The 24,440-nt window shown below is 42.7% G+C and carries 25 protein-coding genes; all 25 read right to left on the bottom strand.

The window, feature by feature from the left end:
- Positions 1–14: 14 nt before the first annotated feature.
- Positions 15–1,412 carry a F0F1 ATP synthase subunit beta gene (gene atpD, locus AC1DIV_RS02735; RefSeq protein WP_048685843.1) on the bottom strand — a complete coding sequence of 466 codons (1,398 nt, stop codon included), beginning with the start codon at positions 1,410–1,412 and terminating at the stop codon, positions 15–17.
- 87 nt (positions 1,413–1,499) lie between these two features.
- Entirely contained in the window at positions 1,500–2,360 is an 861-nt protein-coding gene (locus AC1DIV_RS02730) for a F0F1 ATP synthase subunit gamma (RefSeq protein WP_048685846.1), read from the bottom strand.
- 37 nt (positions 2,361–2,397) lie between these two features.
- Positions 2,398–3,906: a F0F1 ATP synthase subunit alpha gene (gene atpA / locus AC1DIV_RS02725; protein ID WP_048685849.1), complete on the bottom strand. Its 1,509-nt coding sequence runs from the start codon at positions 3,904–3,906 to the stop codon at positions 2,398–2,400.
- Between the two features lie 24 nt (positions 3,907–3,930).
- Positions 3,931–4,467, bottom strand: a complete 537-nt coding sequence (locus tag AC1DIV_RS02720; RefSeq protein WP_063595715.1) for a F0F1 ATP synthase subunit delta — start codon at positions 4,465–4,467, stop codon at positions 3,931–3,933.
- The gene (atpF, locus tag AC1DIV_RS02715; RefSeq protein WP_048685855.1) at positions 4,464–4,985 is read right to left on the bottom strand and encodes a F0F1 ATP synthase subunit B; all 522 of its coding nucleotides are present in this window, start codon (positions 4,983–4,985) and stop codon (positions 4,464–4,466) included. The genes AC1DIV_RS02720 and atpF overlap by 4 nt, the downstream gene beginning before the upstream one ends.
- Positions 4,986–5,150: 165 nt before the next feature.
- A complete protein-coding gene (gene atpE / locus AC1DIV_RS02710) occupies positions 5,151–5,375 on the bottom strand; it encodes a F0F1 ATP synthase subunit C (protein ID WP_048685857.1) in 225 nt (74 codons plus the stop codon).
- Positions 5,376–5,439: 64 nt separating this feature from the next.
- Positions 5,440–6,135, bottom strand: a complete 696-nt coding sequence (gene atpB, locus AC1DIV_RS02705; protein WP_048685858.1) for a F0F1 ATP synthase subunit A — start codon at positions 6,133–6,135, stop codon at positions 5,440–5,442.
- Between the two features lie 22 nt (positions 6,136–6,157).
- A complete protein-coding gene (locus AC1DIV_RS02700; protein WP_048685860.1) occupies positions 6,158–6,526 on the bottom strand; it encodes an ATP synthase subunit I in 369 nt (122 codons plus the stop codon).
- Positions 6,527–6,984: 458 nt separating this feature from the next.
- Complete coding sequence (locus AC1DIV_RS02695; RefSeq protein ID WP_289351364.1) at positions 6,985–9,213, bottom strand: S8 family serine peptidase; 2,229 nt, start codon at positions 9,211–9,213, stop codon at positions 6,985–6,987.
- An 83-nt stretch (positions 9,214–9,296) separates the two neighbouring features.
- Positions 9,297–10,439: a non-hydrolyzing UDP-N-acetylglucosamine 2-epimerase gene (gene wecB, locus AC1DIV_RS02690; RefSeq protein WP_318291515.1), complete on the bottom strand. Its 1,143-nt coding sequence runs from the start codon at positions 10,437–10,439 to the stop codon at positions 9,297–9,299.
- Positions 10,440–10,462: 23 nt separating this feature from the next.
- Positions 10,463–11,092 carry a uracil phosphoribosyltransferase gene (upp, locus tag AC1DIV_RS02685; protein ID WP_034315825.1) on the bottom strand — a complete coding sequence of 210 codons (630 nt, stop codon included), beginning with the start codon at positions 11,090–11,092 and terminating at the stop codon, positions 10,463–10,465.
- Between the two features lie 234 nt (positions 11,093–11,326).
- The gene (locus AC1DIV_RS02680; RefSeq protein WP_063595710.1) at positions 11,327–12,568 is read right to left on the bottom strand and encodes a serine hydroxymethyltransferase; all 1,242 of its coding nucleotides are present in this window, start codon (positions 12,566–12,568) and stop codon (positions 11,327–11,329) included.
- Between the two features lie 370 nt (positions 12,569–12,938).
- Positions 12,939–13,532, bottom strand: a complete 594-nt coding sequence (locus tag AC1DIV_RS02675; protein WP_251541601.1) for a TIGR01440 family protein — start codon at positions 13,530–13,532, stop codon at positions 12,939–12,941.
- Between the two features lie 59 nt (positions 13,533–13,591).
- A complete protein-coding gene (gene rpiB / locus AC1DIV_RS02670) occupies positions 13,592–14,038 on the bottom strand; it encodes a ribose 5-phosphate isomerase B (protein ID WP_034315832.1) in 447 nt (148 codons plus the stop codon).
- A gap of 339 nt (positions 14,039–14,377) precedes the next feature.
- Positions 14,378–14,821 carry a low molecular weight protein arginine phosphatase gene (locus AC1DIV_RS02665; protein ID WP_340878151.1) on the bottom strand — a complete coding sequence of 148 codons (444 nt, stop codon included), beginning with the start codon at positions 14,819–14,821 and terminating at the stop codon, positions 14,378–14,380.
- A gap of 141 nt (positions 14,822–14,962) precedes the next feature.
- On the bottom strand, positions 14,963–15,529 hold the full coding sequence (locus AC1DIV_RS02660) for a manganese efflux pump MntP (RefSeq protein ID WP_048685870.1): 567 nt from the start codon (positions 15,527–15,529) through the stop codon (positions 14,963–14,965).
- A 74-nt stretch (positions 15,530–15,603) separates the two neighbouring features.
- On the bottom strand, positions 15,604–16,653 hold the full coding sequence (locus AC1DIV_RS02655) for an L-threonylcarbamoyladenylate synthase (RefSeq protein WP_034315839.1): 1,050 nt from the start codon (positions 16,651–16,653) through the stop codon (positions 15,604–15,606).
- A gap of 289 nt (positions 16,654–16,942) precedes the next feature.
- Positions 16,943–17,878, bottom strand: coding sequence for a stage II sporulation protein R (gene spoIIR, locus AC1DIV_RS02650; RefSeq protein WP_340878152.1), 936 nt, complete (start codon positions 17,876–17,878; stop codon positions 16,943–16,945).
- A 151-nt stretch (positions 17,879–18,029) separates the two neighbouring features.
- Positions 18,030–18,899, bottom strand: coding sequence for a peptide chain release factor N(5)-glutamine methyltransferase (gene prmC, locus AC1DIV_RS02645; protein ID WP_340878154.1), 870 nt, complete (start codon positions 18,897–18,899; stop codon positions 18,030–18,032).
- On the bottom strand, positions 18,892–19,962 hold the full coding sequence (gene prfA, locus AC1DIV_RS02640; protein ID WP_202313896.1) for a peptide chain release factor 1: 1,071 nt from the start codon (positions 19,960–19,962) through the stop codon (positions 18,892–18,894). Before prfA ends, prmC begins: the two co-directional genes overlap by 8 nt.
- Positions 19,963–20,125: 163 nt before the next feature.
- Entirely contained in the window at positions 20,126–20,575 is a 450-nt protein-coding gene (locus AC1DIV_RS02635) for a hypothetical protein (protein WP_251541608.1), read from the bottom strand.
- 188 nt (positions 20,576–20,763) lie between these two features.
- Entirely contained in the window at positions 20,764–21,369 is a 606-nt protein-coding gene (locus AC1DIV_RS02630) for a thymidine kinase (RefSeq protein WP_034315845.1), read from the bottom strand.
- A gap of 138 nt (positions 21,370–21,507) precedes the next feature.
- Positions 21,508–21,708, bottom strand: a complete 201-nt coding sequence (rpmE, locus tag AC1DIV_RS02625) for a 50S ribosomal protein L31 (protein ID WP_034315847.1) — start codon at positions 21,706–21,708, stop codon at positions 21,508–21,510.
- Between the two features lie 149 nt (positions 21,709–21,857).
- Positions 21,858–23,147 (bottom strand): transcription termination factor Rho, encoded by a 1,290-nt coding sequence (gene rho, locus AC1DIV_RS02620; RefSeq protein ID WP_034315849.1) that lies wholly within the window; start codon positions 23,145–23,147, stop codon positions 21,858–21,860.
- Between the two features lie 318 nt (positions 23,148–23,465).
- Positions 23,466–24,428, bottom strand: a complete 963-nt coding sequence (gene glpX, locus AC1DIV_RS02615; RefSeq protein WP_034315852.1) for a class II fructose-bisphosphatase — start codon at positions 24,426–24,428, stop codon at positions 23,466–23,468.
- Positions 24,429–24,440: the final 12 nt, after the last annotated feature.

Genomic DNA, 24,440 nt, shown 5'->3' with positions numbered 1-24,440 from the left:
CTAGGTCCCTTTAATTAAGCCATTTCTTTTGCTTTAGCAACAACTTCTTCGATGCGGCCAACTAGACGGAAAGCATCTTCTGGAAGTTCGTCATATTTTCCAGCTAGGATATCTTTGAATCCTTGGACTGTTTCTTTAACTGGTACATAAGATCCCTTTTGACCAGTGAATTGTTCAGCCACGTGGAAGTTTTGTGACAAGAAGTTTTGAATTCTACGAGCACGTTGAACGATTACTTTTTCGTCTTCGCTTAATTCGTCCATACCCAAGATGGCAATAATATCTTGAAGTTCTTTATATTTCTGTAAAGTCGATTGCACTTGACGAGCCACTTTATAGTGCTCAGCGCCAACGATTTCTGGGCTAAGGGCACGAGAAGAAGACGCCAATGGATCAACTGCAGGGTAGATACCCATTTCAGAAAGTTTACGCTCAAGGTTAGTTGTTGCATCCAAGTGAGCGAAAGTTGTAGCTGGAGCCGGATCCGTATAGTCATCGGCAGGTACATAGATCGCTTGAATGGATGTAACTGAACCTTTATTTGTTGAAGTGATACGTTCTTGCAATTGACCCATTTCAGTAGCAAGAGTTGGTTGGTAACCAACCGCTGAAGGCATACGTCCTAGTAGGGCGGAAACCTCAGAACCTGCTTGTGTGAAACGGAAGATGTTATCGATGAAGAAAAGAACGTCTTGTCCTTGTTCGTCACGGAAATATTCAGCCATTGTCAAACCGCTTAGGGCAACACGCATACGTGCACCTGGCGGCTCGTTCATTTGTCCGAATACCATCGCTGTTTTCTTAATAACACCAGAATCAGTCATCTCGTAGAAAAGGTCATTACCTTCACGAGTACGCTCACCTACACCAGCGAATACCGAGATACCGCCGTGCTCTTGTGCGATGTTATTGATAAGTTCTTGGATAAGTACAGTTTTACCAACACCGGCTCCACCGAAGAGACCGATTTTACCACCTTTGATGTAAGGAGCAAGTAAATCTACTACTTTAATACCTGTTTCAAGGATTTCAACAGATGTTGATAATTCCTCGAATGTTGGTGCTTGTCTGTGAATTGGATCACGACGCACCTCTGCTGTAAGTGGTTCGAATAGGTCAATGTTTTCCCCTAATACGTTGAAAACACGACCTAGAGTAACTTCACCTACAGGTACTGAAATTGGAGCTCCTGTATCAACAGTCTCTGCACCACGGGTTAAACCATCAGTGGAAGACATTGCTACAGTACGAACTGTATTATCACCTAGTTGAAGGGCCACTTCAAGAGTTAGTCCTGTACCAGACGCTGTATTTTCGATTCTTAACGCGTTATAGATCTTAGGAAGTTGTCCGTCTTCGAATTTCACGTCAACAACCGGACCCATAACTTGAGTAACGCGTCCTATATTCATCGTTTTCCCTCCTAACGTTGCTTATAACGACTATCGAGTTTATGGAACGGCCAAGCTTCGTCCGGGCCGACCGCTCCTTTAATGATTTTATTCTAAAGCTGCTGCACCGCCGACAATCTCTGTAATTTCTTGAGTGATCGCTGCCTGACGTGCACGGTTATATTGTAATGAAAGTGAGTCGATCAACTCTTTTGCATTATCGGTCGCATTTTTCATTGCAGTCATACGTGCAGAGTGCTCACTTGCTTTACCATCTAATAAAGCACCATAAATCAAACTTTCTGCGTATTGAGGCAGTAATACCTCAAGGATTTCTTCTGCATTCGGTTCAAATTCATAAGAAGTCAATGTTGCATTGGAAGTATTGAAGTCAGCTAACGGAAGGACTTGCTTTTCCGTTACCTCCTGCTGGATTGGGCTGACATAATGGTTATAGTACATATAAAGCTCATCACACAGCTCATTCAGATATAAATTCACTGTTGATTTTGCAAGGGAGCTAATGTCAGCGAAAGACGGCTGATCAGGAACCCCAATTACTTCAAGCTCTACGTGCATGTTACGGCTGACAAAGAAATCACGGCCAACCCTTCCGATTGCGATAATGACGAACTCATCATTGGATTTATGGCGTTCAAGAATGGTTTTATGAACGTGGCGAAGTATACTACTATTGTATGCCCCAGCCAATCCACGGTCCGATGTGATTACCAAGTAACCGGTTTTCTTAACTGGACGTGAAGTAAGCATTGGATGAGATGCATCCGTGCTTCCGTTCGCAATACTGGATACCACTTCTTGAATTTTTTCCATATATGGAACATATGCTTTAGCATTAGCTTCCGCACGGTTCATTTTAGAAGCAGATACCATCTGCATCGCTTTTGTAATTTGACTCGTCTTTTTCGTTGAAGTAATCCGAGACTTAATATCGCGTAAAGAGGCCATTCATTCTCACCACCCTTTATAAATTAGTTAGACCTTATTATTCGGAAATAACGAAGTTCTTTTTGAATTCGTTAATTGCAGCAACGATAGCAGCGTCTTCAGGAAGACCTTTTGTTGTGCGAATGTGATCTAATAATTCCGGATGAGAACGATCTAGGAACACATAGTACTCTTCTTCAAAACGAAGGATATCCGATACTGGAATATCATCTAAATGACCTTTAGTCAATGCATAGAAAATCATGACTTGTTTTTCTACTTTGATCGGTTTGTTTAGATCTTGCTTAAGGACTTCAACTGTACGAGCACCACGGTTAAGTTTTGCTTGTGTAGCAGCATCAAGGTCAGAACCGAATTGAGAGAATGCTTCCAATTCACGGTATGAAGCCAAGTCAAGACGTAATGTACCGGCAACTTTTTTCATCGCTTTAATTTGTGCAGATCCACCAACACGGGATACGGATAGACCAGCGTTAATCGCAGGACGTACACCTGAGAAGAACAAATCGGATTGTAAGAAGATTTGTCCATCAGTGATGGAAATTACGTTTGTTGGAATGTAAGCAGAGATGTCGCCTGCTTGTGTTTCAACAAATGGAAGCGCAGTGATTGAACCGGCACCTAAAGTGTCATTCAATTTTGCTGCACGCTCAAGTAAACGGGAGTGCAAGTAGAATACATCCCCTGGGAATGCTTCACGACCTGGAGGACGGCGAAGTAGCAAGGAAAGTTCACGGTATGCAGATGCTTGTTTAGAAAGATCATCATAAACCACAAGAACGTGCTTGCCGGCGAACATGAACTCTTCACCCATAGTCACACCAGCATATGGAGCTAGGTATAAAAGTGGTGCTGGTTGAGAAGCTGATGCAGATACAACGATTGTGTAATCCAAAGCACCATTTTTACGTAGTGTTTCAACAGTTCCACGAACCGTTGATTCTTTTTGACCGATAGCGACATAGATACAGATCATATCTTGGTCAGCTTGGTTAAGAATTGTATCGATTGCAACTGATGTTTTACCAGTTTGACGGTCACCGATGATTAACTCACGTTGTCCACGACCGATTGGAACCAATGCATCGATTGCTTTAATACCTGTTTGTAAAGGTTCATGTACTGATTTACGGTCCATTACACCTGTTGCAGGGCTTTCGATTGGACGAGTTTTTGTCGTAGCGATCGGGCCAAGGCCATCTAATGGTTGTCCAAGCGGATTCACGACACGTCCGATTAATTCTTCTCCAACTGGCACTTCCATGATACGGCCAGTACGGCGTACTTCACTGCCTTCTTTAATGTCTCTGAATGGTCCAAGAATAACAACACCTACGTTATTTTGCTCTAGGTTTTGTGCTAATCCCATTGACCCATTGGAAAATTCTAAGAGCTCCCCAGACATTGCATTATCTAAACCATGAACGCGTGCGATACCATCACCAACAGTGATAACCGTACCAACATCGCTTACTTTAATTTCCGACTGATAGTTTTCAATCTGCTTTTTAATCAGCGCACTGATTTCTTCAGCTTTGATGCTCATGAATTTCACCCCTATCTGTGAATATTAACCTAATAGTTGTTTGCTAAGGCGATCTAACTTACCGCTAATCGTCCCGTCATAAATGCGGTTACCGATTTGTAATTTGATGCCGCCAAGGATATTGCTATCCGTAATATTAGTGATGCGTAAATTTCTTTTGCCGATTTTTGCTGCAAAAGATGAAGACACAGCTTCCACTTCCGTTTCAGTCAATGGACGTACTGTATAGACCGTTGCATCAGCTACTGAGTTTTCTTCATTCGCAAGTTCAATGAACTCTTGTGCCATTGCTGTCACTTCATCTGTACGATGACGCTCCACCATCAGCATCACAGTGTTTTGAACGGAAGAAGAAAGGCTTGCAAATGCATTTGCAATCAAAGCGCCTTTTGCATCTTTAGTCATTTTAGGATGAGCCAGGAAGCTTAATAGCTCATTATCTTTTGTAAAAACTTCATTCACTATGCGAAGCTCTTCTTCAAGTTGGTTAATGAGATTTTGCTCTTTCGCAATTTGGAAAAGGGCAACGGCATAACGCTTTGCTACTGTTATATCGCTCATTTCCCTTCTCCTGCCTCTTGAATGTAGTCATTAATCAATTGCTCTTGATCTGCTTCGGATAGTTCTTTTTCTATTACTTTAGAAGCAATGAGTACGGATAAAGATGCCACTTGCTCGCGTAATGCCGTAATGGCTTTTTCTTTTTCCTGTACGATTTCACGCTTAGCTGTTTCTTTGACGCGTTCAGCTTCAAGACGTGCTTGATTTACGATCTCTTCACGCTGTGCTTCACCTTGAAGTTTTGCGTTTTCTATAAGTTGTCCCGCTTCAGTGCGAGATTGTTTTACGATTTCACGTTGTTCTTCTAAATATTTAAGTGCTTCTTGTCTGCTAGCTTCAGCTGCTTGAATTTCATTTGCAACATGTTCTTCACGTTGAGTCATGATGCCCATTAGAGGACCCCATGCAAATTTCTTCAGCAACGCTAACAAAATGATAAACATTACTAATTGGTATAACATGTCTCCGCCATTAAAGCCATGAGACGTTGACCCAAGTACAAAGCTGCTTGTTAACACGCTTGGTTCACTCCCTTCACGAGTTTCACTTCTTAAAGCGTTCATTATATGAACTTTAGAAAACTATGCTCTTAAACTGTATAAAAACAGGATTGTGGACATAAAGGAAAGGCGAAGGTTCACATGGAACGAACTTCGCCATTTTTGAACTTTTTGAAGGTTCTATTAACCACCATATACCATAAACGCAATTACTACCGCGATGATAGGCATCGCCTCAACTAAACCTACCCCGATGAACATTGTTGTTTGAAGCATACCGCGAGCTTCTGGTTGACGAGCGATACCTTCTACTGTTCTTGAAACGATAAGACCATTACCAATACCTGCACCTAGTGCTGCTAAACCAATTGCAATTGCTGCTGCAAGAAGACCTACTGAACCTGTCATTATAAATATCCTCCTTAGATTGTATCAAAATTTATTATTTTTTTAGTTCTAAATGAACTTATAATTAATGGTCGTCACTGACTTTATGAGACAGATAAACCATTGTTAACGTGACAAAGATAAACGCTTGGATACTACCGACGAAAATACTATAGCCTTGCCATACTAATGTAGGCACAATTGCACCAATAAATCCGGCAGCTCCACTAAATGCCAGGGTGCCCGCTAATAGACTCAGCAAAACTTCACCAGCATAAATGTTACCATATAGACGCAGACCAAGTGTCAAGGAGTTTGTAAATTCCTCTACAAGTGTCATTGGGTTTTTATAAGCTTTAAAGTAACCCTTGGCGCCTTTCATTTTTATAGCATAATAATGCGTTAAACCTAAAACCATGACTGCAAGAGTCAATGTGATAACTGGGTCGGCTGTTGGTGATTTCCACCAAAGCACTCCATCGTAACTAATTGCAAACGGAAGACCTAGCATATTGGACACAAAAATGTACATTAGCAAAGTCATACCAAGCAGTTGAAACTGACCACCTGTTCTCCAGTCCATGTTACTATTAATAATACCCTTAACGAAATCCATAATCCATTCCATGAAATTCTGCATGCCGGTTGGCTTCATGGCAAGCTTACGTGTACCAAGCACAGCAAGTATGAACACAACTAGACTGGCAACTGTAATCATTAGGACGTTACTCAAGTTAAAGGTAAGACCCATAAATTCTTGTAAGGGTGCTTCATGATTCAACTATATTCACCTCTCTTCCCCGCTATCGACGTATTAATTGGATGAAAAAATCTATAAAAATGACAATATAAGCTGTCATTAATCCCCATACAACACTTATCAGATGAAAATGCTCCGGAAATTCCAATGCAATGAGTACCGCTAGACCTGCGGATGCCATTCGTGTCATCGTCCCAAGAGATTTCGTTTTCTTTCCTTCATCGAGCGCCTGACTGAACTTTTTCATTTTCTGATTGATCAGCCATAAATTGTATAAACTCAAACTCGTACCCAGTATAAGCCCAGCAAAAACGGCTTGATAACTCGTAAGTCCCCATCCAACAACATAAACCGCCAGAAGAAAAATTATATATTTACTCTGCCTGTTGAACATGATTTTCATTTCTGGCATTTTTCATTTAATCTCCTGAGAAATATTTTCGTACTGAATGAAGCATTGCTTGTAAACCTAGCAAGTCCACAAAGAAGGCCAATTACTAATAGCAGCGGTTCGAATCTTAGGTTCTGACGAGTAAAAGAAGATACCGAACAAAACTGATCCGACTATTTGAGAAAGAATCGCTGACATCAAAGTCATAGCCATTTTAGACGGCGATCATTTGACGCAAGTTGCATCCTCGCGGTTGAATTTGGTGGAGGATAGAAAACATTTCATGCTGTAAAAATCTGCATGCCGGGCTCCTGAAAACCCTCTCATTTTACATCCTTTGTTAGCATACAATAGGCTAGAATCATTGTCAATGAGTGGTTAGTGAAATTTGTCACAGGTTTGTAATTATTAACGAATTGTTCACAAATTATCTTTTTTATACTATTGACATCCATTTTATTTTACTTATTGTCCTCTCTTCACTCGATAAGTAACGTCTTTTCTATCCGATCTTCCCTTCCGCCCCTTCTTGCAAAGATTATCGCCTTATATATTCCTTTAGGCGGCAAGTCCTCTTTCAATACATCTTTTTTGATCAAACCGGAAGGAGCAGATCTGGACCAATCCAAATATCCAGCGAATTTCAAGCTATCTTCCTCATAAAGGGCAATTCCGAATTCTTCAGCCCCGCGCGGAAGATACATTTCGTATCGATATGTGCCTTCCTGGTCCCCTTGACCAAAATCAAATCCCATTATCCTTGGATAATCAGGCTCTTCTTTTACATATAAATAAGGAAGGGATATTCTTTTGGTTCCTTCCATTATAATGAGGTATCCATCAAAGACTCCTTTTTTAAGCTCGGCTGGGTTGACCTGCAATCCGACTTTTATCCGTTTCTTTTCCTTCGGTTTCAAAGTAAGGGATTTCGGCAATTCCCAAGTAAGCCCCGTCTCTTTTAATGGGACCATGAATGAGTACTTCCTCATTTCCGTTCCGGTATTTTCTATGACTATCGTTTCATGATGCTCTTCAATTCCCTCTTTTTTTGTATACATCCCAAAGGACAATGAGCTTGGATTCAAGAGCGTGTCCGCTTTTAACGCTTCGTCGACCTGGATGCGTCCAGCCCCCTGTTCATATGTGTGATACAATTGATACGCTGTTTTCCTCAATGGCTTGGAAGTGCTCATCAATGCAGATTTCACTTGGTCAGGAGTCCATTCCGGGTGTTTTTGCAGGATTAAGGCGCATGCACCTGCAACATGCGGTGCGGACATACTTGTTCCATCCAGGGACATATATCCTTTAGGAATGGTGCTTTCAATTTCCACTCCCGGTGCCAATACGTCAGGCTTTATTCCCCACGATACGGTTACCGGTCCCCTGGAGCTAAAATCCGCGAGCCTATCCTGCTCGTTCTTATAAACAAATTGAACGGTTTTGCTCTGCCCTTGCTCCATGATTTGCTTGAGCTGCAATCCATCTCTTCTATTAATAGAAGCAGCTGGGATGTTCATTTCTTTTTCCAAGCTTCCAGTAAAGCTCCCGCTCGTATTATTAAAAACAATTACCCCCTTCGCACCTGCCTTTTCTGCATTGGATACTTTCTGCTGGAAGGTAAGTGTGCCACGTTCCATCAATACAATCTTATCCCGAACATTCTTCAGGTCCTTTTCATTACCCAGTCCCCCATATATGACATCCTCGGAAAACGTCAGGTTCCATTTTTTAGAGCCTTGAAACAAGGTTAAATGCGATTGATGCTTTTTTGATCCAAGTCCGTAAATCATATACGGAACCCTTAAGGGGGGAGTCGAGGCCCCAACGGAAATCGCTTTTTCCGCTGTTCCGGGTGAACCGACGGTCCATACAGCCGGACCGGAATTCCCGTTTGATGTCACGGCAACGATGCCGCTTTCCACAGCCTTATTCAACGCAAGGGAGATGGGTAAATCAGGACCATTGACGTTATTGCCTAGAGAGAGGTTCAATACATCCACCTTATCCTTCATGGCTGTCTCAATGGCCGTCAATACTTGATCTGTATCTCCAGAACCGCCTGGCCCCAAAGCTCGATATGCGTAAATCTCCGCTTCAGGTGCGACGCCTTTCATTTTTCCATTGGCTGCAATGATGCCTGCCACATGAGTGCCATGCAATGTATCCAGGTCGCCTTGATTTTTGGTTTCCATCGGATCTGCATCACCGTCAACCAGATCCTTACCTCCTTTATAAGCTCGTTGCAAATCGGGATGTGTATAATCGATGCCAGTATCGATTATCCCTACCTTTATCCCTTTCCCGGTGATCCGGTGATTCTCCTTATCAAAGAAACCCCTGACCCTGTCTCCTCCTATGTATGGGACACTTTTATCCAACACGGCTTGATAAACGGATACTTCCGTTACGGCCTGAATTCCCCCCTCCTTTTTAAGTTGTTCTATTTCTTTCATTTTCCCGTGAAGGGAAAATCCATCCAGGGCAACCGAATAAACATTCCGTAATTGAAGAGATGGATATTTTTCAAGCAGTTTTTCGATCTTTTTTCGATTAAACGCCTTATCCATCGTGACAACAACCGTTACTTCCTTAGATTCAGATAGTTTTGGTAAAGGCGGCAAAATGACTTTTGCGAAGCCCTTTTCATTTTGATAAATAAATATAAAAAGGAAAACAAACACTATGAACGTTTTCTTTCCCAACATAATCATCCCCTTAGCAGTTATCTTTTCTCAACAACCTTGGAGTATGCAAATAAAAAAAGGAAAAGCGCATAGCTTTTCCTTTTTTATGGTTCAAATCTAGTTGGCGGCATATTCACTTGCTTAAAATAGTACCGGATCGCTTCAGCTATGCGGACCGAAGCATTTCCGTCCCCATATGGATTTGAAGCTTTGGACATTTTTTCGTGCACCTCTTGATCGGTGAGCAATTCATGTGCCAAATCATATATGGTTTGTTCATCAGTACCAGCCAATCTTAAGGTTCCGGCCGCAATCCCCTCAGGACGTTCGGTCGTATCCCTTAAAACCAGGACGGGTACACCAAGTGACGGTGCCTCTTCCTGGATTCCTCCAGAATCAGTCAAAATCAGATAGGCTCTAGAAGCGAAGTTATGGAAATCCAATACATCCAGCGGTTCGATCAAATGAACCCGTGGATCGTCCCCGAGAACTTCGTTTGCCAATTCTTGAACAAGCGGATTTAAATGAACAGGATATACCACTTGAACATCATCATGCTCAACAATGATTCTCTTAACGGCCCTGAAGATATTCCTCATGGGTTCCCCTAGATTTTCCCTCCGATGGGCAGTAAGCAAAATGAGCCTGTCTTCTCCAAGGTCATTTAAAACCGGATGGGAATATGTCGGCCTTACAGTCGTTTTTAAAGCATCCGTTGCCGTATTTCCCGTCACGAAGATATTATCCTTCTTGTTTTCGTTCAGCAGATTCTCCTCGGCTTTTGAAGTCGGCGCAAAATGCAAATCCGCCATCGTACCCGTAAGCTGTCGATTCATCTCTTCGGGATAGGGGGAATACTTATTCCATGTGCGCAGCCCCGCTTCTACATGCCCAATGACAATTTGATTATAAAAAGCTGCCAGACTGGCGACAAACGTTGTGGTTGTATCACCATGAACAAGAACAATATCTGGTTTAGCTTCCTTCATTACGGAATCAAGACCATTTAATGCTCTTGTTGTAATGTCAGCAAGCGTTTGCCTTTCCTTCATTATGTCCAAGTCATAGTCCGGCTGTATGGAAAATAGTTCGAGAACTTGATCTAACATTTGGCGATGCTGAGCCGTAACAGCAACGATCGGCTTGAAATATTCTGGGTGTTTTTGAAATTCGAGTACTAAGGGAGCCATTTTGACAGCTTCTGGTCTCGTCCCGAAAATGGTCATGACTTTAATCGGTTTGTTCATTCGTGACACCTCAGTTTCTTTCCTTATTTTGTGCCGAATAAACGATCTCCTGCGTCTCCAAGACCTGGAACGATATAACCATGTTCATTCAGTTTTTCGTCAAGACCCGCAATATAGATATCAACATCAGGATGAGCTTCTTTTAAAGCTTCTACACCTTCTGGAGCTGCAATCAAACACATGAATTTAATATTGACTGCACCGCGCTTTTTAATGGAATGGATCGCTTCGATGGCTGATCCGCCAGTGGCTAGCATCGGGTCAACGACAATGCATTCCCTTTCTGCCAAGTCACTTGGCATCTTCGCATAATATTCAACCGGTTTCAATGTTTCAGGATCACGGTAAAGTCCAACATGTCCAACCTTTGCAGCAGGAATCAGCTTAATGATTCCGTCCACCATCCCTATGCCTGCACGTAAAATTGGGACGATCCCCACTTTTTTACCAGAAAGCATTTTCACTTTCGCTGTGCTTACAGGCGTTTGGATTTCCACTTCTTCCAGCGGCATATCCCTTGTGATTTCAAATGCCATCAATGATGCAACTTCATCCACTAGTTCACGGAATTCTTTTGTTCCTGTATTTATATCACGTATATAGGCTAATTTGTGTTGAATTAACGGGTGATCGAAAACATAAACTTTTCCCATTTGGCATCTCTCCAATTCCATTGCTTAGTTTTGCGCTTTTTTATGATTTCCCTAATCGAATAGAAAAATTTTCGTGTCTTTTAAAATTCACTTCAACCTATTTTACAGAAAAATGTTTCAATCTTCAATAAAGGTTTAGATGTCAGACCTATTTTCACTATTCGGATTCTTCTAACACACTGACCTTCCATAAATGCAAAAAAACCGCTCCCTTTAAAGGGAGCGGCTCCGATATTACAATGAAGGATATAATTCAAATTTGTTCGCTAATGATTCAACACGCTGTTTTGCTTCTTCAAGCTTAGCTGCGTCTTCATTATTTTTCAATACAAGTCCGATGATAGCAGCTATTTCATCCATGTCTTCCAATCCGAAGCCACGTGATGTCACTGCCGCAGTCCCAATACGTATACCGCTGGTAACGAAAGGTTTTTCCGGGTCATAAGGAATCGCATTTTTGTTCACGGTAATACCGATTTCATCCAAAACATGCTCTGCGATTTTTCCCGTTAATCCTGTAGAGCGCACATCAAGAAGAATCAAGTGATTGTCCGTTCCATCAGAAACAAGAGTGAACCCTTCTTTCTTCAAACCTTCACCCAAACGTTTAGCATTGTCGATGATTTGTTGGGCATATACTTTAAAATCAGCTTGAAGCGCTTCGCCGAATGCAACAGCCTTAGCTGATATAACATGCATCAAAGGACCGCCTTGAATTCCAGGGAAGATGGATTTATCGATCTTCTTACCGAATTCCTCTTTACAGATGATCATCCCACCGCGTGGTCCGCGAAGTGTTTTATGAGTAGTTGTCGTTACAAAGTCAGCATAAGGAATTGGACTTTGATGTAATCCAGCCGCAACTAAACCTGCAATATGCGCCATGTCGACCATTAAATATGCCCCGACTTCATCCGCAATTTCACGGAATCGCTTGAAGTCGATTTCCCGTGGATATGCACTTGCACCCGCTACGATCAATTTAGGTTTGTGTTGACGCGCTTTTTCCAATACATCATTGTAATCGATACGGTGATCTTTTTCGTCTACACCATATTCAACAAAATTGTAGTTAACACCACTGAAGTTTACTGGACTTCCATGTGTTAAGTGACCACCATGCGAAAGGTTCATCCCAAGCACTGTGTCGCCAGTTTGAAGCACTGTAAAGTAAACGGCCATATTGGCTTGAGCTCCAGAGTGAGGCTGTACGTTCACATACTCGCCTCCGAAAATTTCTTTCGCACGCTCACGTGCTAGATCTTCAACGATGTCTACATACTCACATCCGCCATAGTAACGTTTTCCAGGGTATCCTTCTGCATACTTATTAGTCAAAACCGACCCTTGCGCTTCCATGACAGCTTCACTCACGAAGTTTTCAGAAGCAATAAGCTCAATTTTACTTCTTTGACGCCCTAATTCCAGTTGAATTGCGTTAAACACTTGCTCATCTTGCTTTGCTAAACGATTCATTCCGTAATTCCTCCTCAAATTGTGCGTGATTCGCTTTTTAGTATTTATGTGCAACATGCCTTCAAAAAGCATGAAAAAGCCTTACCAATAATTATTAGAAAATTCTACTCCATTTTAACATGTCTAATTTAGAAGTGATAGTCTAATTTTATCGAACATTAAATGTTTTTTCATTTAAAAATGTTCGTATTTAACATCGAAATTGTGATAAATAGCTCTTTCACCCTATATTCCATGAGCGAAATCACCATTCTATTAGCACTATTAAAGAAAGTTTTTTCTTCTAAGCCATACCTTGAGCTTTACGATTTTGCCCGCTTCAATTAAAAAACAGCATTCCCCATCCGAGAAATGCTGTCTTACTTACCCATTAAGTACAACTCTTGTTTTCAGAGAGGTCCCGATAAACTGCACGCTCCCCGCCAATCAGTTTCGGACGGGTTTTGGCCATGGTCACATGTGCATGTCCTATTTCTTTAATGGCAGAGCGAATCGGAACCGCAACATGCTTCAGATGCATACCAATGAATGTGTCTCCAATATCTATCCCCGCATCCGCTTTGATATGTTCAACGACGACTGCATCTTTCCATTGCTGATAGGCGTACGTCGCCATCGATCCCCCAGCTGTTCTTACAGGAACGACCGAAACTTCTTCATAACCATAACGAATCGCGGTTTCCCTTTGTAAAACCAAGGCCCTGTTTAGATGCTCACAACATTGAAATGCAACCTGAACACCCGTTTTTCCTTGAAAATCCCTCACAACGGAAAAAATCATCCCAGCAACATCGAGCGTCCCGTCAGTACCGATCCTTTTCCCGATCACTTCACTTGTACTGCAGCCGATAACCAGTAGCTGTTTCTCTTTTAAAGCCGTCTGTTCTTGGAACTCATATAAAAGTTCCCGAAACTGGTTTTCCCATATCTCCAGCTCATTTGAAAATGTAGCATCACTTGTCATGAAAACGCATCCTTTCAATAAGAAAACTTGCTATCGGAACTCTCCAAAAACCATAAGAATTAGCTGTGCTTACCTTCGTACTCCGCAATCTTACCGATCCTGTTTTGATGGCGCCCGCCCTCAAATTCCGAAGTCAGCCATGTTTGGGCAATTTCCCTGGCAAGACCCGGACCAATGACACGTTCCCCCATCGCTAACATATTGGTGTCATTATGCTGACGGGTCAATTTCGCACTATAGACATCATGAACCAATGCACATCGTATTCCTTTGACCTTATTGGCAGCAATGCTCATTCCGATTCCAGTTCCACAGATTAAAATGCCCCGATCGAACTCACCCCGTGCCACTTTTTCAGCAACCGGCAAGGCATAATCAGGATAATCCACCGACGTACTGCATTCACAGCCAAAGTCCTCAAATGGAATCTGTAACTCATTCAATAAATTCTTTATTTCTTCACGGATATGTATACCACCATGATCCGAAGCAATCGCAACTTTCATCATAATCCTCCTCTAGCTTTTTCATTTGATTTTATTGTGTCACAAAATTATGAAAAGATAAAGGATGTCCATCACTTCCCCGCAAAGAAGCAGGAAACCAACTCTGGTTTCCTGCTAGCGGGTAATGGTCCTGTTCAACTTTTCCGCTTTCACTTTAAGTTCCATTGCGGATTTTCCGACATTTCCCATGACTATCCCTTGTTCGTTTGTGACAGCCGTCACTTCTTCCGCTCCAGCAGATGCTTATTCTGCAATAGCAGCCACTTCTTGGGACTGCCTTGATCCTATACCAAGCTTAGTAATATCTTTTACTCCAGCGGCCACATTATGTACCCCAGTTCAATTTTTAAGCCTTTTGACTAATTCATCTATCAATTCCTGCAGCTCCCTGAACGTTTCCCGATAAATGCCTTCAGAACCGCCGAACGGATCCATTATGTCTCTATCATATTTATCGCCGAGAATGAATTCTTTTAAAGTAAACGTCTTATCGATCATTTGGGGGTATGAACGGGTAATGGCCGATTTATGCCCTTCCGTCATGGTGAAGATATGAGTCGCCCACTCCATTTCATTCGCGGACAAAGGCGTTGAATGATGATTATGCACTATGTCATTTTCAACCAATACATTTTTAGCATGCATCGAAGCATCCTGACCTGTTGAAGCATACACGCCTGCGGACTTCACTTCAACACCCGCAATATTCTTGTTTTTCAATATCGCTTCTGCCATCGGGCTTCGGCATGTGTTACCTGTACATACAAATAATACTCGGATCATTTTAACGCCTCCTTTTTATTCATTATAAGCTATCGCCCGTTTATTATAGTCAAAAAATCACTGTCATTGTGTCCGAAGAAAAATAAAAACCGCCCCGTTAATCGGAACAGTTGAGGAAGGAATGATATGAATTCAGGCGGATCAAAAAGAGAACAATAATTTCAATCCAAACGCACACAGGATGCTTCCGCCTAGAATCTCACTATACACGCCAAGCAAACCCTGCATTTTTCTACCCAGTAAAAGCCCCGCCCACGTTAATAGAGTGGCGGCAAACCCAAAACAAAGAACGGTTAAAATCGTTTTGGCACCGTAAATCCCCAGAGTCAACCCTACCGAGAAGCTATCCAGGCTTACCCCTAAAGCAAAAATGATTAAACCTTTCCCGACAGGAGCCAGCATCTTATTTTGCATGGCACCAGCTCCATCCTTTTTACCAGGAATAAACATCTGTATACCCAGAATGATCAACAAGAGACCGCCGGCGTATGTAGCGAAGGTCCCGAATTTTTCTGAAATGAAACGGCCTGCCCCCATTCCAAGCAAGGGCATCCAAATATGAAAAATGCCTACTGTCAAACCTATAAACAGAATTTGCCTCAACCTTAGCTTAAACATTCCCATTCCAAGGCCCACTGAAAAGGCATCCATTCCCAATGCGAAGGCCATTAGCAATAAGGTGATGATTTCTCCAGCAAATGTATTCATTCCAATCCCCCTCGGACGTGCCTACTACATGTTATGCATGTCCGAAAAGAAATAGAAGGATAAATCAGTCCTTATTACACATGTTCCTTGATGATTTGATGACCTGCAGCCTTCTCAAGCCGGTTCATGACCGCAGCCCCTATTCCATGGTCAGGAAACATTTCACTAAAAATGACATCGACCTCCAGCTCGTCAAACTGTCTTAAGGCATCATATAAGCCTGTCGCAACTGTATGTAAATCGGCTAATGAACCTGGGACAACCACATAATCCGCCTTATAATCCTGTTGATGTTCATAAGCCGTAATGATGCCCACCTTTAACCCGTCACTTCTTTTTTCATCCACAAGCTTCTGAAGGAAAGCTTGATTACCCTTGACTAAAAATAGAGGGGCCTTCGGTGCATAGTGGGTATATTTCATGCCCGGGGCTTTTGGCGCCGTTTCCTGATTCTTCAAAGCGACATCTTGCCTGACTTCCCCTATTACCGCTTCCAGCTGTTCCAGGGTCACCCCGCCAGGCCTTAAAATAACAGGAACTTCCACAGTGCAATCCAGTACTGTGGATTCCACGCCCACACCTGTATTCCCGCCATCGACTATACCTGCAATCCGGCCCATCAAGTCATCTTCAACATGTTTTGCTGAAGTGGGGCTTGGTTTACCGGAAGTATTTGCACTTGGAGCCGCAATGGGCAAATCACTCGCACGAATAAGGCCAAGGGCAACCTGGTGATCCGGCATCCTGACAGCCACCGTGTCCAATCCAGCTGTCACAAGATTCGATAGCTGGCCCGGTTTTCGTTTCATGATCAAAGTCAAAGGACCCGGCCAAAATTCTGCCATTAACTTCCGGGCCTGTTCCGGAATCTCTTCTACAATACCTGACAACTGGTCATCCGAGGCTATATGAACGATTAAAGGATTATCACTCGGACGCCCCTTTGCTTCGAACACTTTTTTGACCGCCTCGTCATTTTTGGCATTCGCGCCGAGTCCATAAACGGTCTCCGTAGGAAAAGCAACCACTTGATTAGCCTTTAATAATTCAGCTGATTGTGTAATCTGGGGATAACTTTGTAAATTATCCACATTTTTATCCACTGACCAAATTTTCGTTTTCATTTTGAACACCATCGCCTTTTAACATTTCTTATTTTATATAATCGCTTTAATATGAACGGTATTTTCAACTTAACGTACGAATTCCGCTTAAAAGATACTTTGAAAGTATAAAAGAAGTATACACATAATTCAAGTGTTATCCACAAATTGGGGATAACCACATCGAATCCGTGGATAAGTTTGTGGATATTAATAATTAATGACAGACTTTTTTGATTTTTTGTTAATAACCCTGTGGATAAGTTTTTAAAATTATCTGAATTTAAAGAAGAGGGACTCAGCCCCCTCCTTAAAATAGATCATTGAAGATTTCTGCAAACAAGGACTTCACTTCCACCTCGGGCTCCTTTTCCCCTTCATATAATTGTTGACCTTTTTCATTGGATGCCGCAAGTTCAACCTTGTTTTCTTCAACTTTCCCTTCAATGACTTCCTCTGTCACCTGTTCCTTATCTTTCACTACCGCCACTTCTTCTTTTACCTCTGGCTCTACAACCTCTTCTTTTACCGTTACTTCCGGTGCTTCCTCTTTTACGCTCTCCACGATTACCTCTTCTTCAACTACTTCTTCCGGCCCTTTTTCCTTTTCAGCCAGCCCTTCTTCTTCAACCACTTCCTCCGCAACAAGTTCACTCTCTTCATTCGTTGCAGCATACGCCTTTCCTTCCGAAGTCAATGACCCTTCCCCTTCATCCTCGACAATCGGACTTTGACTTACAGCCGTCCCATTTGAAAAATCCAAGAAACACAATGGGGGAAATAACACACACCACCAATTAGCGCCGTCCCCTTCACCAAGCGTGATAATCACTGCTTCATATTCCCCTGCCGGATATAAATACTGCCCGTACAGTTTTGTCGGAAATTCAGCTTGTCCAAAATCCACTTTCACCGACTGCTCCAAACCTTGTTCCTTTATTACCGCCTCAGCCGTCGCCTGGATATCCGGCAGATGCGAGGTGATCACATCCCTCGCTTCATCCAAAGAAGTAAGCTCCGCCACCCACTTAGTGATATCTTCATTTACCTTATCCCTAATCAGCCGTTTAACCGCTTGATCCTCCTCTGCATCACTATTGGCGAGTATCCGCAGCCGAATCGCCTCATCCGGGATTACCTTCGTATCTTCTGCACCGACCATCTCTGCTTTAGGCATATATATACTTACGATCGTTCCTATAGTTAAGATTAATAGATAAATAATGGCTAAATGTTTAGTTTTCATCGCCTTCGCCCCCTCACATGAATTAGTCTCACCATTTTCCAGCTATCTTAAACTAGTAAAAACAAAAAAAGTTGATAGCTGGAAATATAGATTCCAAAGGATTAGTGAGGGTGCTGTCCCTAAAAAAACCGTCTCACATAAGGGAGACGGATCATTTTAATTCAGCAAAGACCATTCGATCTTTTTCATTAATGTCATTTATGATGGATACTTCCGCGGCAGGAAAGGTTCGCTTCAATAAATCTGCAACCGCCGCACCCTGCCCTGCACCCACTTCAAAACCGATCAGTCCAGGCACCTTCATGACCAAAGGTAGCTGTTCCATAAAGCGGCGGTAAAAATCCAGCCCATCGAGACCGGCAAACAACGCACGATGTGGTTCATGACCAGTCACGACCACTGACATGGATTTATGATCATCTTCTGGTATATATGGCGGATTCGATAAAAGGATGTCCACCTTCTCGTTCATATTCATGAACGGCGAAAGCAAATCACCTTGCATGAACTCCACTTCGGCACCAAGTGATTCGGCATTTTTCCGCGCCACCTCAAGCGATGGTTCCGCTATGTCCGTGGCCGTCACCATCAGGTTTGATTTTTCAAGTTTCATCGTTATGGCAATTGCGCCGCTGCCAGTCCCAATATCAGCTAAACGGAGCTTCTGTCCCTCCATAAAAATGGCCGGGAGTTTACGTAATGTATAATAAATCAATTCTTCTGTTTCCGGTCTCGGTATGAGCACTTCTTCATTCACAAAAAAGGTCCGTCCATAAAATTCTTCACTGCCGATTATATATTGGATGGGCGTCCCCTCAGCATGCAGCTCAATAGCGTCCTTAAATTGCCCAAAATCCGCTTCACTAAGCTCATCATGGAGGTTGGCCAGCATTTGGGAGCGAGTTTGTTTTAAAAAGTGCTGTAACAGGATTTCCCCAGCATTGGCATCACGATCATTTTCCTTTAAAAAAGAAGAAGCCCATTTAAGGGCTTCAAACACTTTCACGGCAGAATTACTCATCTGCATTTTCCAGCCTTGAAGATTGGTCTTCCATGATTAATGCATCAACGACTTCATCCAGTTTACCTTCCATGATTTGATCCAGTTTTTGAATCGTTAAACCAATGCGGTGGTCGGTAACGCGGTTTTGCGGGAAGTTATAAGTGCGAATCCTTTCAGATCGATCGCCCGTTCCAACGGCCAGCTTCCTATTTTGATCATATTCCGCCTGTATTTCGCGATTGATTTTATCGAACACCCTGGCACGCAAAACCTTCATTGCTTTTTCTTTGTTCTTGATTTGTGATTTTTCATCTTGACAGGATACAACCGTATTAGTCGGAATATGAGTCAAGCGCACCGCTGACATTGTCGTATTGACACTTTGCCCTCCAGGACCGCTTGATGCAAAGGTATCGACACGAATATCCTTATCATGGATTTCAACTTCCACTTCCTCAGCTTCAGGTAAAACGGCAACCGTGGCTGTGGATGTATGAATCCGCCCGCCTGATTCCGTTTCAGGTACTCGCTGAACGCGATGGGCTCCATTTTCGAATTTCAACTTTGAATAAGCGCCATTGCCATTTATCATGAATATGATTTCCTTGTAGCCGCCAAGCCCAGTAGGATTAGCTTCAATTACTTCAGTCCGCCAGCCCTGCACCTCGGCAAAACGGCTATACATCCGGTATAGACTGCCTGCAAATAAGGCCGCCTCATCTCCGCCAGCCGCTCCGCGGATCTCCATGATTACGTTTTTATCATCGTTGGGGTCTTTAGGAATAAGCAATATTTTCAGCTTATCCTCAAGGCCTTGTATGGTCTCTTCAAGTTCATTGATCTCTTCTTTTACCATTTCACGCATTTCCGCATCAAGTTTCTCCTCCAGCATCGCCTTCGCTTCCTGAAGTTGCTCACGAACCGCTTTATATTCTTTATAAGTCGATGCGGTCTCTTGAATGCTGGATTGCTCCTTGGAATATTCCCTTAGCTTCTTGGAGTCATTAATGATCTCCGGGTCACTTAATAGTTCATTCAATCTTTCATATCTATCTTCTACTGCTTGCAAACGATCAAACAAATTATTCACCTCATAAATTTTCCAAAACATCTGAAACGAATTGGAAGTAATCCATCTTTTATTACTATAAATAAGTAGCTCAGTGCCCCAGCTCAGTTCACTTCTAGGTTAATTATAGTATAGGTGAATAATCAACGTCAAAGAGATTCAAAAATGTCGTGCGTTACTTGTTTAATTCGACATCTACATTATATTGAGGCACAACCCTGTTTATCATGCCTTGTATTCGCTGCATTTCCTTATTTCTTTCTTTTTCGGTCTTGATTTTGCCTTTATCATGGACCGTAACGTGTATGGTATTTCCATTAAACCAAACGGAACCGGCCTCATAATCAGTTTCCGATTCGATCACCCCGCGGATTTCATCAATTTGCTGCCCCATGGATGGAGAATTATTGGATGTATGATGCGGTGTGTTGAGGACCTGATCTGATGGTCGTTCCGCTTCATTATCCCAATCATTATTGGATACTTGATTTAACCCATTGCCAACCCTGCCATCCCGGGATTGATCTCCATATTCCGAATCATTATTTATTGCATTGTCATTTTGACCGCATGCCGTTAGTGCAGCAAGCAGAAAGGCCGTCATAATAAGCAGTTTTGATTTCATATTTTTTCCCTCCATTTTGACTGGTTAAGAAGAACATTTCCTCGTTAGCCTACCCAAAATGGGGCAATATTTATCTTTTATTTCCCTTCCATGTATTGGTCAGGCCACCTAATAACTCGATAGTCTTTTCCACTTTTCCCCATAAAAAAAGCACCCTGTGATCTCATTGGATCATAGGGCACCATCATTCAAATATGTTCTTTAATCCCGACAGCCTGCTTACCCGGAACTTCGTGATGATGGCGGCAGCGGGGCTCGTACGATTCCGATGCACCCACAAGGATGATCGGCTCATCATAGGAGGCCGGCTCCCCATCTATCAAGCGCTGTGTCCTGCTCGCAGGTGATCCGCATACTTCACACACTGCCTGCAGCTTAGTCACCGATTCTGCAAGCGATAATAGAACAGGCATAGGACCGAATGGTTCACCTCTGAAATCTTGATCGAGTCCAGCCATAATCACTCGATAACCGCTGTCCGCAAGATGCTGGGCAACCCCGATAATTTCATGATCAAAAAATTGCACTTCATCTATTGCAATGATATCCAGGGGCTTGTCCAAATACTTAAAAATATCCGTTGAATGGGCAATCGGTTTTGCCATCACAGAAGAGCCATTGTGTGATACGACAGCCTCTTCCGCATAGCGATTATCAATAGCTGGTTTAAATACAGCTATCTGCTCTTTAGCAAATTGAGCACGGCTGACTCGTTTAATCAATTCTTCAGATTTACCTGAAAACATGCTTCCGCAAATAAGCTCGATCCAGCCTGTTTGTTTCATTACATACATGGAAACAGCTACTCCCTTCCACCTGTCGATCCATTGGCCATAATTGAAGTCGACCTGGCTTTGTATAAATTCTTACTTGTTTATGGAAAAGAAAAAACAGGCAAGAAAAATACTTGCCTGTTTTTTAAAAAGTCCGGCTTATTTAATACCGTATTTTTTGTTGAAACGATCAACACGTCCGCCAGCTTCAGCGAATTTTTGACGACCAGTATAGAATGGATGGCACTCTGAACAAGTCTCAACTTTGATCTCTTCTTTAACTGAACCAGTTTCAAAAGTGTTTCCGCAAGAGCAAATTACTTTTGAAAGCTTATAATTTGGATGAATTCCAGTTTTCATTCTTTTCAGCTCCTTATGCCCTGAATCATTCGAAACAGAGTTATATACTTCAAGTTGAGGGAAAAGCACCCTCACATTTATTGTAAAAACACATGAACTCATTATAACAACTTAAAACTAGTTGTGCAACTGTTTGTTTCTTACAGGGTTTAAGAACGTTTTACGCTCGCTGGACCCTTTTTCATTTCTGACATCTCTTCATCCAGCTTACTGAAAAATTCTTCATTGCCTTTTGTCTGTTTTAGACGGCGAAGGAATTTCTCCGAGAAATCAGGCGAATCTGACATCGTTTTCCTAATGGCCCATAGTTTATCCAGGCGATCTTTCGGAATTAGCAATTCTTCTTTACGTGTACCTGAGCGACGAATATCGATTGCCGGGAAGATCCGTCTTTCGGCAAGGGCACGATCTAGATGCAGCTCCATATTGCCCGTACCTTTAAATTCTTCATAAATGACATCGTCCATTCTTGAACCAGTATCTACCAAGGCTGTAGCAAGGATCGTCAGGCTGCCGCCTTCCTCGATATTCCTCGCCGCACCGAAAAAGCGTTTCGGACGATGGAATGCAGCAGGGTCAATCCCCCCTGATAGTGTACGCCCGCTCGGCGGAATGACAAGGTTGTAAGCACGGGCTAGGCGAGTGATGCTGTCCATTAAAATGATGACATCCCGTTTATGCTCCACAAGTCGCATGGCTCGTTCTAACACCAGCTCAGCCACCTTGATATGGTTTTCCGGCACTTCATCGAAAGTTGAACTTACCACGTCTCCTGCGACGGAACGTTCAATGTCTGTCACTTCTTCCGGGCGTTCATCGATCAACAGCACAATCAATTCCGATTCGGGATGGTTTGTGGTTATCGCATTGGCAATTTCCTTGATGAGCATCGTTTTACCAGCTTTTGGCGGTGCAACAATCAGACCACGCTGTCCGAAACCGACCGGTGCCAGGACATCCATAATCCTGGTCGATAAGTTCTTCGGTGTCGTTTCCAGTTTAATTTGCCTGTTAGGATACAGCGGTGTTAAACCTGGAAAGTGGACACGCTCTTTAGCTGATTCCGGATTATCGCCATTGACCGCTTCAACATGCAGCAATCCATAATAGCGCTCGTTTTCTTTTGGAGGCCTTACCTTACCGGACACTTTATCTCCATTTCGCAAATCGAATCTGCGGATCTGTGAAGCCGAAATATAAATATCCTCCGAGCTTGGAGAATAATTAATTGGACGCAGGAAACCGAAGCCCTCGGAAGGGATGATCTCTAAAACGCCCTCCATGAATAGGAGACCATCCTGCTCAGCTTGCGCTTTCAGGATAGCGAAAATAAGTTCCTTTTTGGAAAGTTTGCTGTAATAGGAAACTTTATATTCACGAGCGTGCTCATAGAGATCCTTAAGTTTCATGTTTTCTAAATTAGAAATAGTTAAATTCATTATGACACCACACTTTTATTAATTAAACGTTTTCACCCATACTGAAAAAGAATTGGTTTGTTAGATGGAAGAAAAACCGCAATCCATGTACCCGACCAGAGTTTTCTTAGAAAGGATGATACATTTTTACATGTAAAGAAGAAAATTATTTGAAGGCTTCTTGAAGTTTGGAGTGAAAGGGCAGATTTTAAATTATTAATAGTAGACCAAGCTTTATTTTACTTTTTTTATTTTAATTATTCAACTTAAATTTTTTTAAAGAGAAAGCGAGCGATGAAACCGCTCGCTTTTTAAAAGTGATTTTTCTAAAAAACGCTATCAGTCAATCAAACCATTCGGTTTAATCTTAAGACTGTGACGCCCATCAATGAATCGAACGGTACCAGATTTAGCACGCATGACTACGGATTGCGTTTCGCCGTAATGCCCTTTAAATTGTACACCGCGTAAAAGTTCTCCGTCAGTCACACCTGTTGCAGCAAAAATTGCGTCATCTCCGCGAACAAGATCTTCCATTCTGAGGACTTTTCCTAATTCAAGGCCCATTTTCCCACACCGTTCCACTTCTTCATCAGTATGAGGAACGAGCTTACCTTGAATTTCCCCTCCAAGGCATTTCAAGGCAACGGCTGCAATGACTCCCTCTGGAGCTCCGCCAGATCCGAATAAGATGTCAACACCGGTAAGATCGAAGGCCGTATTTATCGCTCCTGCGACATCTCCATCGTTGATCAATTTGATACGTGCCCCTGCCTCACGAAGTTCATGAATGATCTTCGAATGACGATCGCGGTTCAATACTGTTGCAACCACGTCTTGGATATCTTTATTTTTTGCCTTGGCTACCGCTTTCAGGTTGTCCAACACGGAAGCATTGATATCAATCTGACCAACCGCCTCGGGTCCGACAGCTATTTTATCCATATACATATCCGGGGCATGAAGCAAGTTCCCCTTATCGGCTATCGCCAATACAGCCAATGCATTCCAGCCGCCAGATGCAACGATGTTCGTTCCTTCTAATGGATCAACCGCAACATCCACTAGCGGCCCAAGACCAGTGCCAAGTTTTTCGCCAATATAAAGCATTGGCGCCTCATCCATTTCCCCTTCACCGATTACAACCGTTCCTTGCATGGGAATGGTATTGAAAACATCCCGCATCGCAGTTGTTGCTGCATCATCCGCTTCGTCTTTCTTTCCTCTTCCCATCCAACGAGCTGAATTTAGGGCCGCCGCCTCTGTTACGCGGACTAGCTCCATCGATAAACTTCTTTCCATTTCCGGTTCCCC

The sequence above is a fragment of the Peribacillus sp. 05N428 genome (assembly GCF_056397085.1).
Note: the sequence above shows the minus strand (reverse complement) of the source record. Positions and strands in the feature narration are given on the sequence as shown.

What these genes read in the sequence shown, in the direction of transcription:
- wecB (WP_318291515.1), bottom strand. Translation starts at nt 10,439, where the DNA reads ATGAACAAACCGATTAAAGTCATGACCATTTTCGGGACGAGACCAGAA.
- AC1DIV_RS02665 (WP_340878151.1), bottom strand. Translation starts at nt 14,821, where the DNA reads ATGATCCGAGTATTATTTGTATGTACAGGTAACACATGCCGAAGCCCG.
- upp (WP_034315825.1), bottom strand. Translation starts at nt 11,092, where the DNA reads ATGGGAAAAGTTTATGTTTTCGATCACCCGTTAATTCAACACAAATTA.
- AC1DIV_RS02720 (WP_063595715.1), bottom strand. Translation starts at nt 4,467, where the DNA reads ATGAGCGATATAACAGTAGCAAAGCGTTATGCCGTTGCCCTTTTCCAA.
- atpA (WP_048685849.1), bottom strand. Translation starts at nt 3,906, where the DNA reads ATGAGCATCAAAGCTGAAGAAATCAGTGCGCTGATTAAAAAGCAGATT.
- rpiB (WP_034315832.1), bottom strand. Translation starts at nt 14,038, where the DNA reads ATGAAAGTTGCGATTGCTTCGGATCATGGTGGTATACATATCCGTGAA.
- AC1DIV_RS02700 (WP_048685860.1), bottom strand. Translation starts at nt 6,526, where the DNA reads ATGCCAGAAATGAAAATCATGTTCAACAGGCAGAGTAAATATATAATT.
- spoIIR (WP_340878152.1), bottom strand. Translation starts at nt 17,878, where the DNA reads ATGAAAACTAAACATTTAGCCATTATTTATCTATTAATCTTAACTATA.
- AC1DIV_RS02630 (WP_034315845.1), bottom strand. Translation starts at nt 21,369, where the DNA reads ATGTATGTAATGAAACAAACAGGCTGGATCGAGCTTATTTGCGGAAGC.
- atpE (WP_048685857.1), bottom strand. Translation starts at nt 5,375, where the DNA reads ATGACAGGTTCAGTAGGTCTTCTTGCAGCAGCAATTGCAATTGGTTTA.
- AC1DIV_RS02660 (WP_048685870.1), bottom strand. Translation starts at nt 15,529, where the DNA reads ATGAATACATTTGCTGGAGAAATCATCACCTTATTGCTAATGGCCTTC.
- glpX (WP_034315852.1), bottom strand. Translation starts at nt 24,428, where the DNA reads ATGGAAAGAAGTTTATCGATGGAGCTAGTCCGCGTAACAGAGGCGGCG.
- AC1DIV_RS02675 (WP_251541601.1), bottom strand. Translation starts at nt 13,532, where the DNA reads ATGACAAGTGATGCTACATTTTCAAATGAGCTGGAGATATGGGAAAAC.
- AC1DIV_RS02730 (WP_048685846.1), bottom strand. Translation starts at nt 2,360, where the DNA reads ATGGCCTCTTTACGCGATATTAAGTCTCGGATTACTTCAACGAAAAAG.
- AC1DIV_RS02635 (WP_251541608.1), bottom strand. Translation starts at nt 20,575, where the DNA reads ATGAAATCAAAACTGCTTATTATGACGGCCTTTCTGCTTGCTGCACTA.
- atpD (WP_048685843.1), bottom strand. Translation starts at nt 1,412, where the DNA reads ATGAATATAGGACGCGTTACTCAAGTTATGGGTCCGGTTGTTGACGTG.
- prmC (WP_340878154.1), bottom strand. Translation starts at nt 18,899, where the DNA reads ATGAGTAATTCTGCCGTGAAAGTGTTTGAAGCCCTTAAATGGGCTTCT.
- rpmE (WP_034315847.1), bottom strand. Translation starts at nt 21,708, where the DNA reads ATGAAAACTGGAATTCATCCAAATTATAAGCTTTCAAAAGTAATTTGC.
- AC1DIV_RS02680 (WP_063595710.1), bottom strand. Translation starts at nt 12,568, where the DNA reads ATGAATCGTTTAGCAAAGCAAGATGAGCAAGTGTTTAACGCAATTCAA.
- AC1DIV_RS02695 (WP_289351364.1), bottom strand. Translation starts at nt 9,213, where the DNA reads ATGTTGGGAAAGAAAACGTTCATAGTGTTTGTTTTCCTTTTTATATTT.
- AC1DIV_RS02655 (WP_034315839.1), bottom strand. Translation starts at nt 16,653, where the DNA reads ATGAAAACGAAAATTTGGTCAGTGGATAAAAATGTGGATAATTTACAA.
- rho (WP_034315849.1), bottom strand. Translation starts at nt 23,147, where the DNA reads ATGAATTTAACTATTTCTAATTTAGAAAACATGAAACTTAAGGATCTC.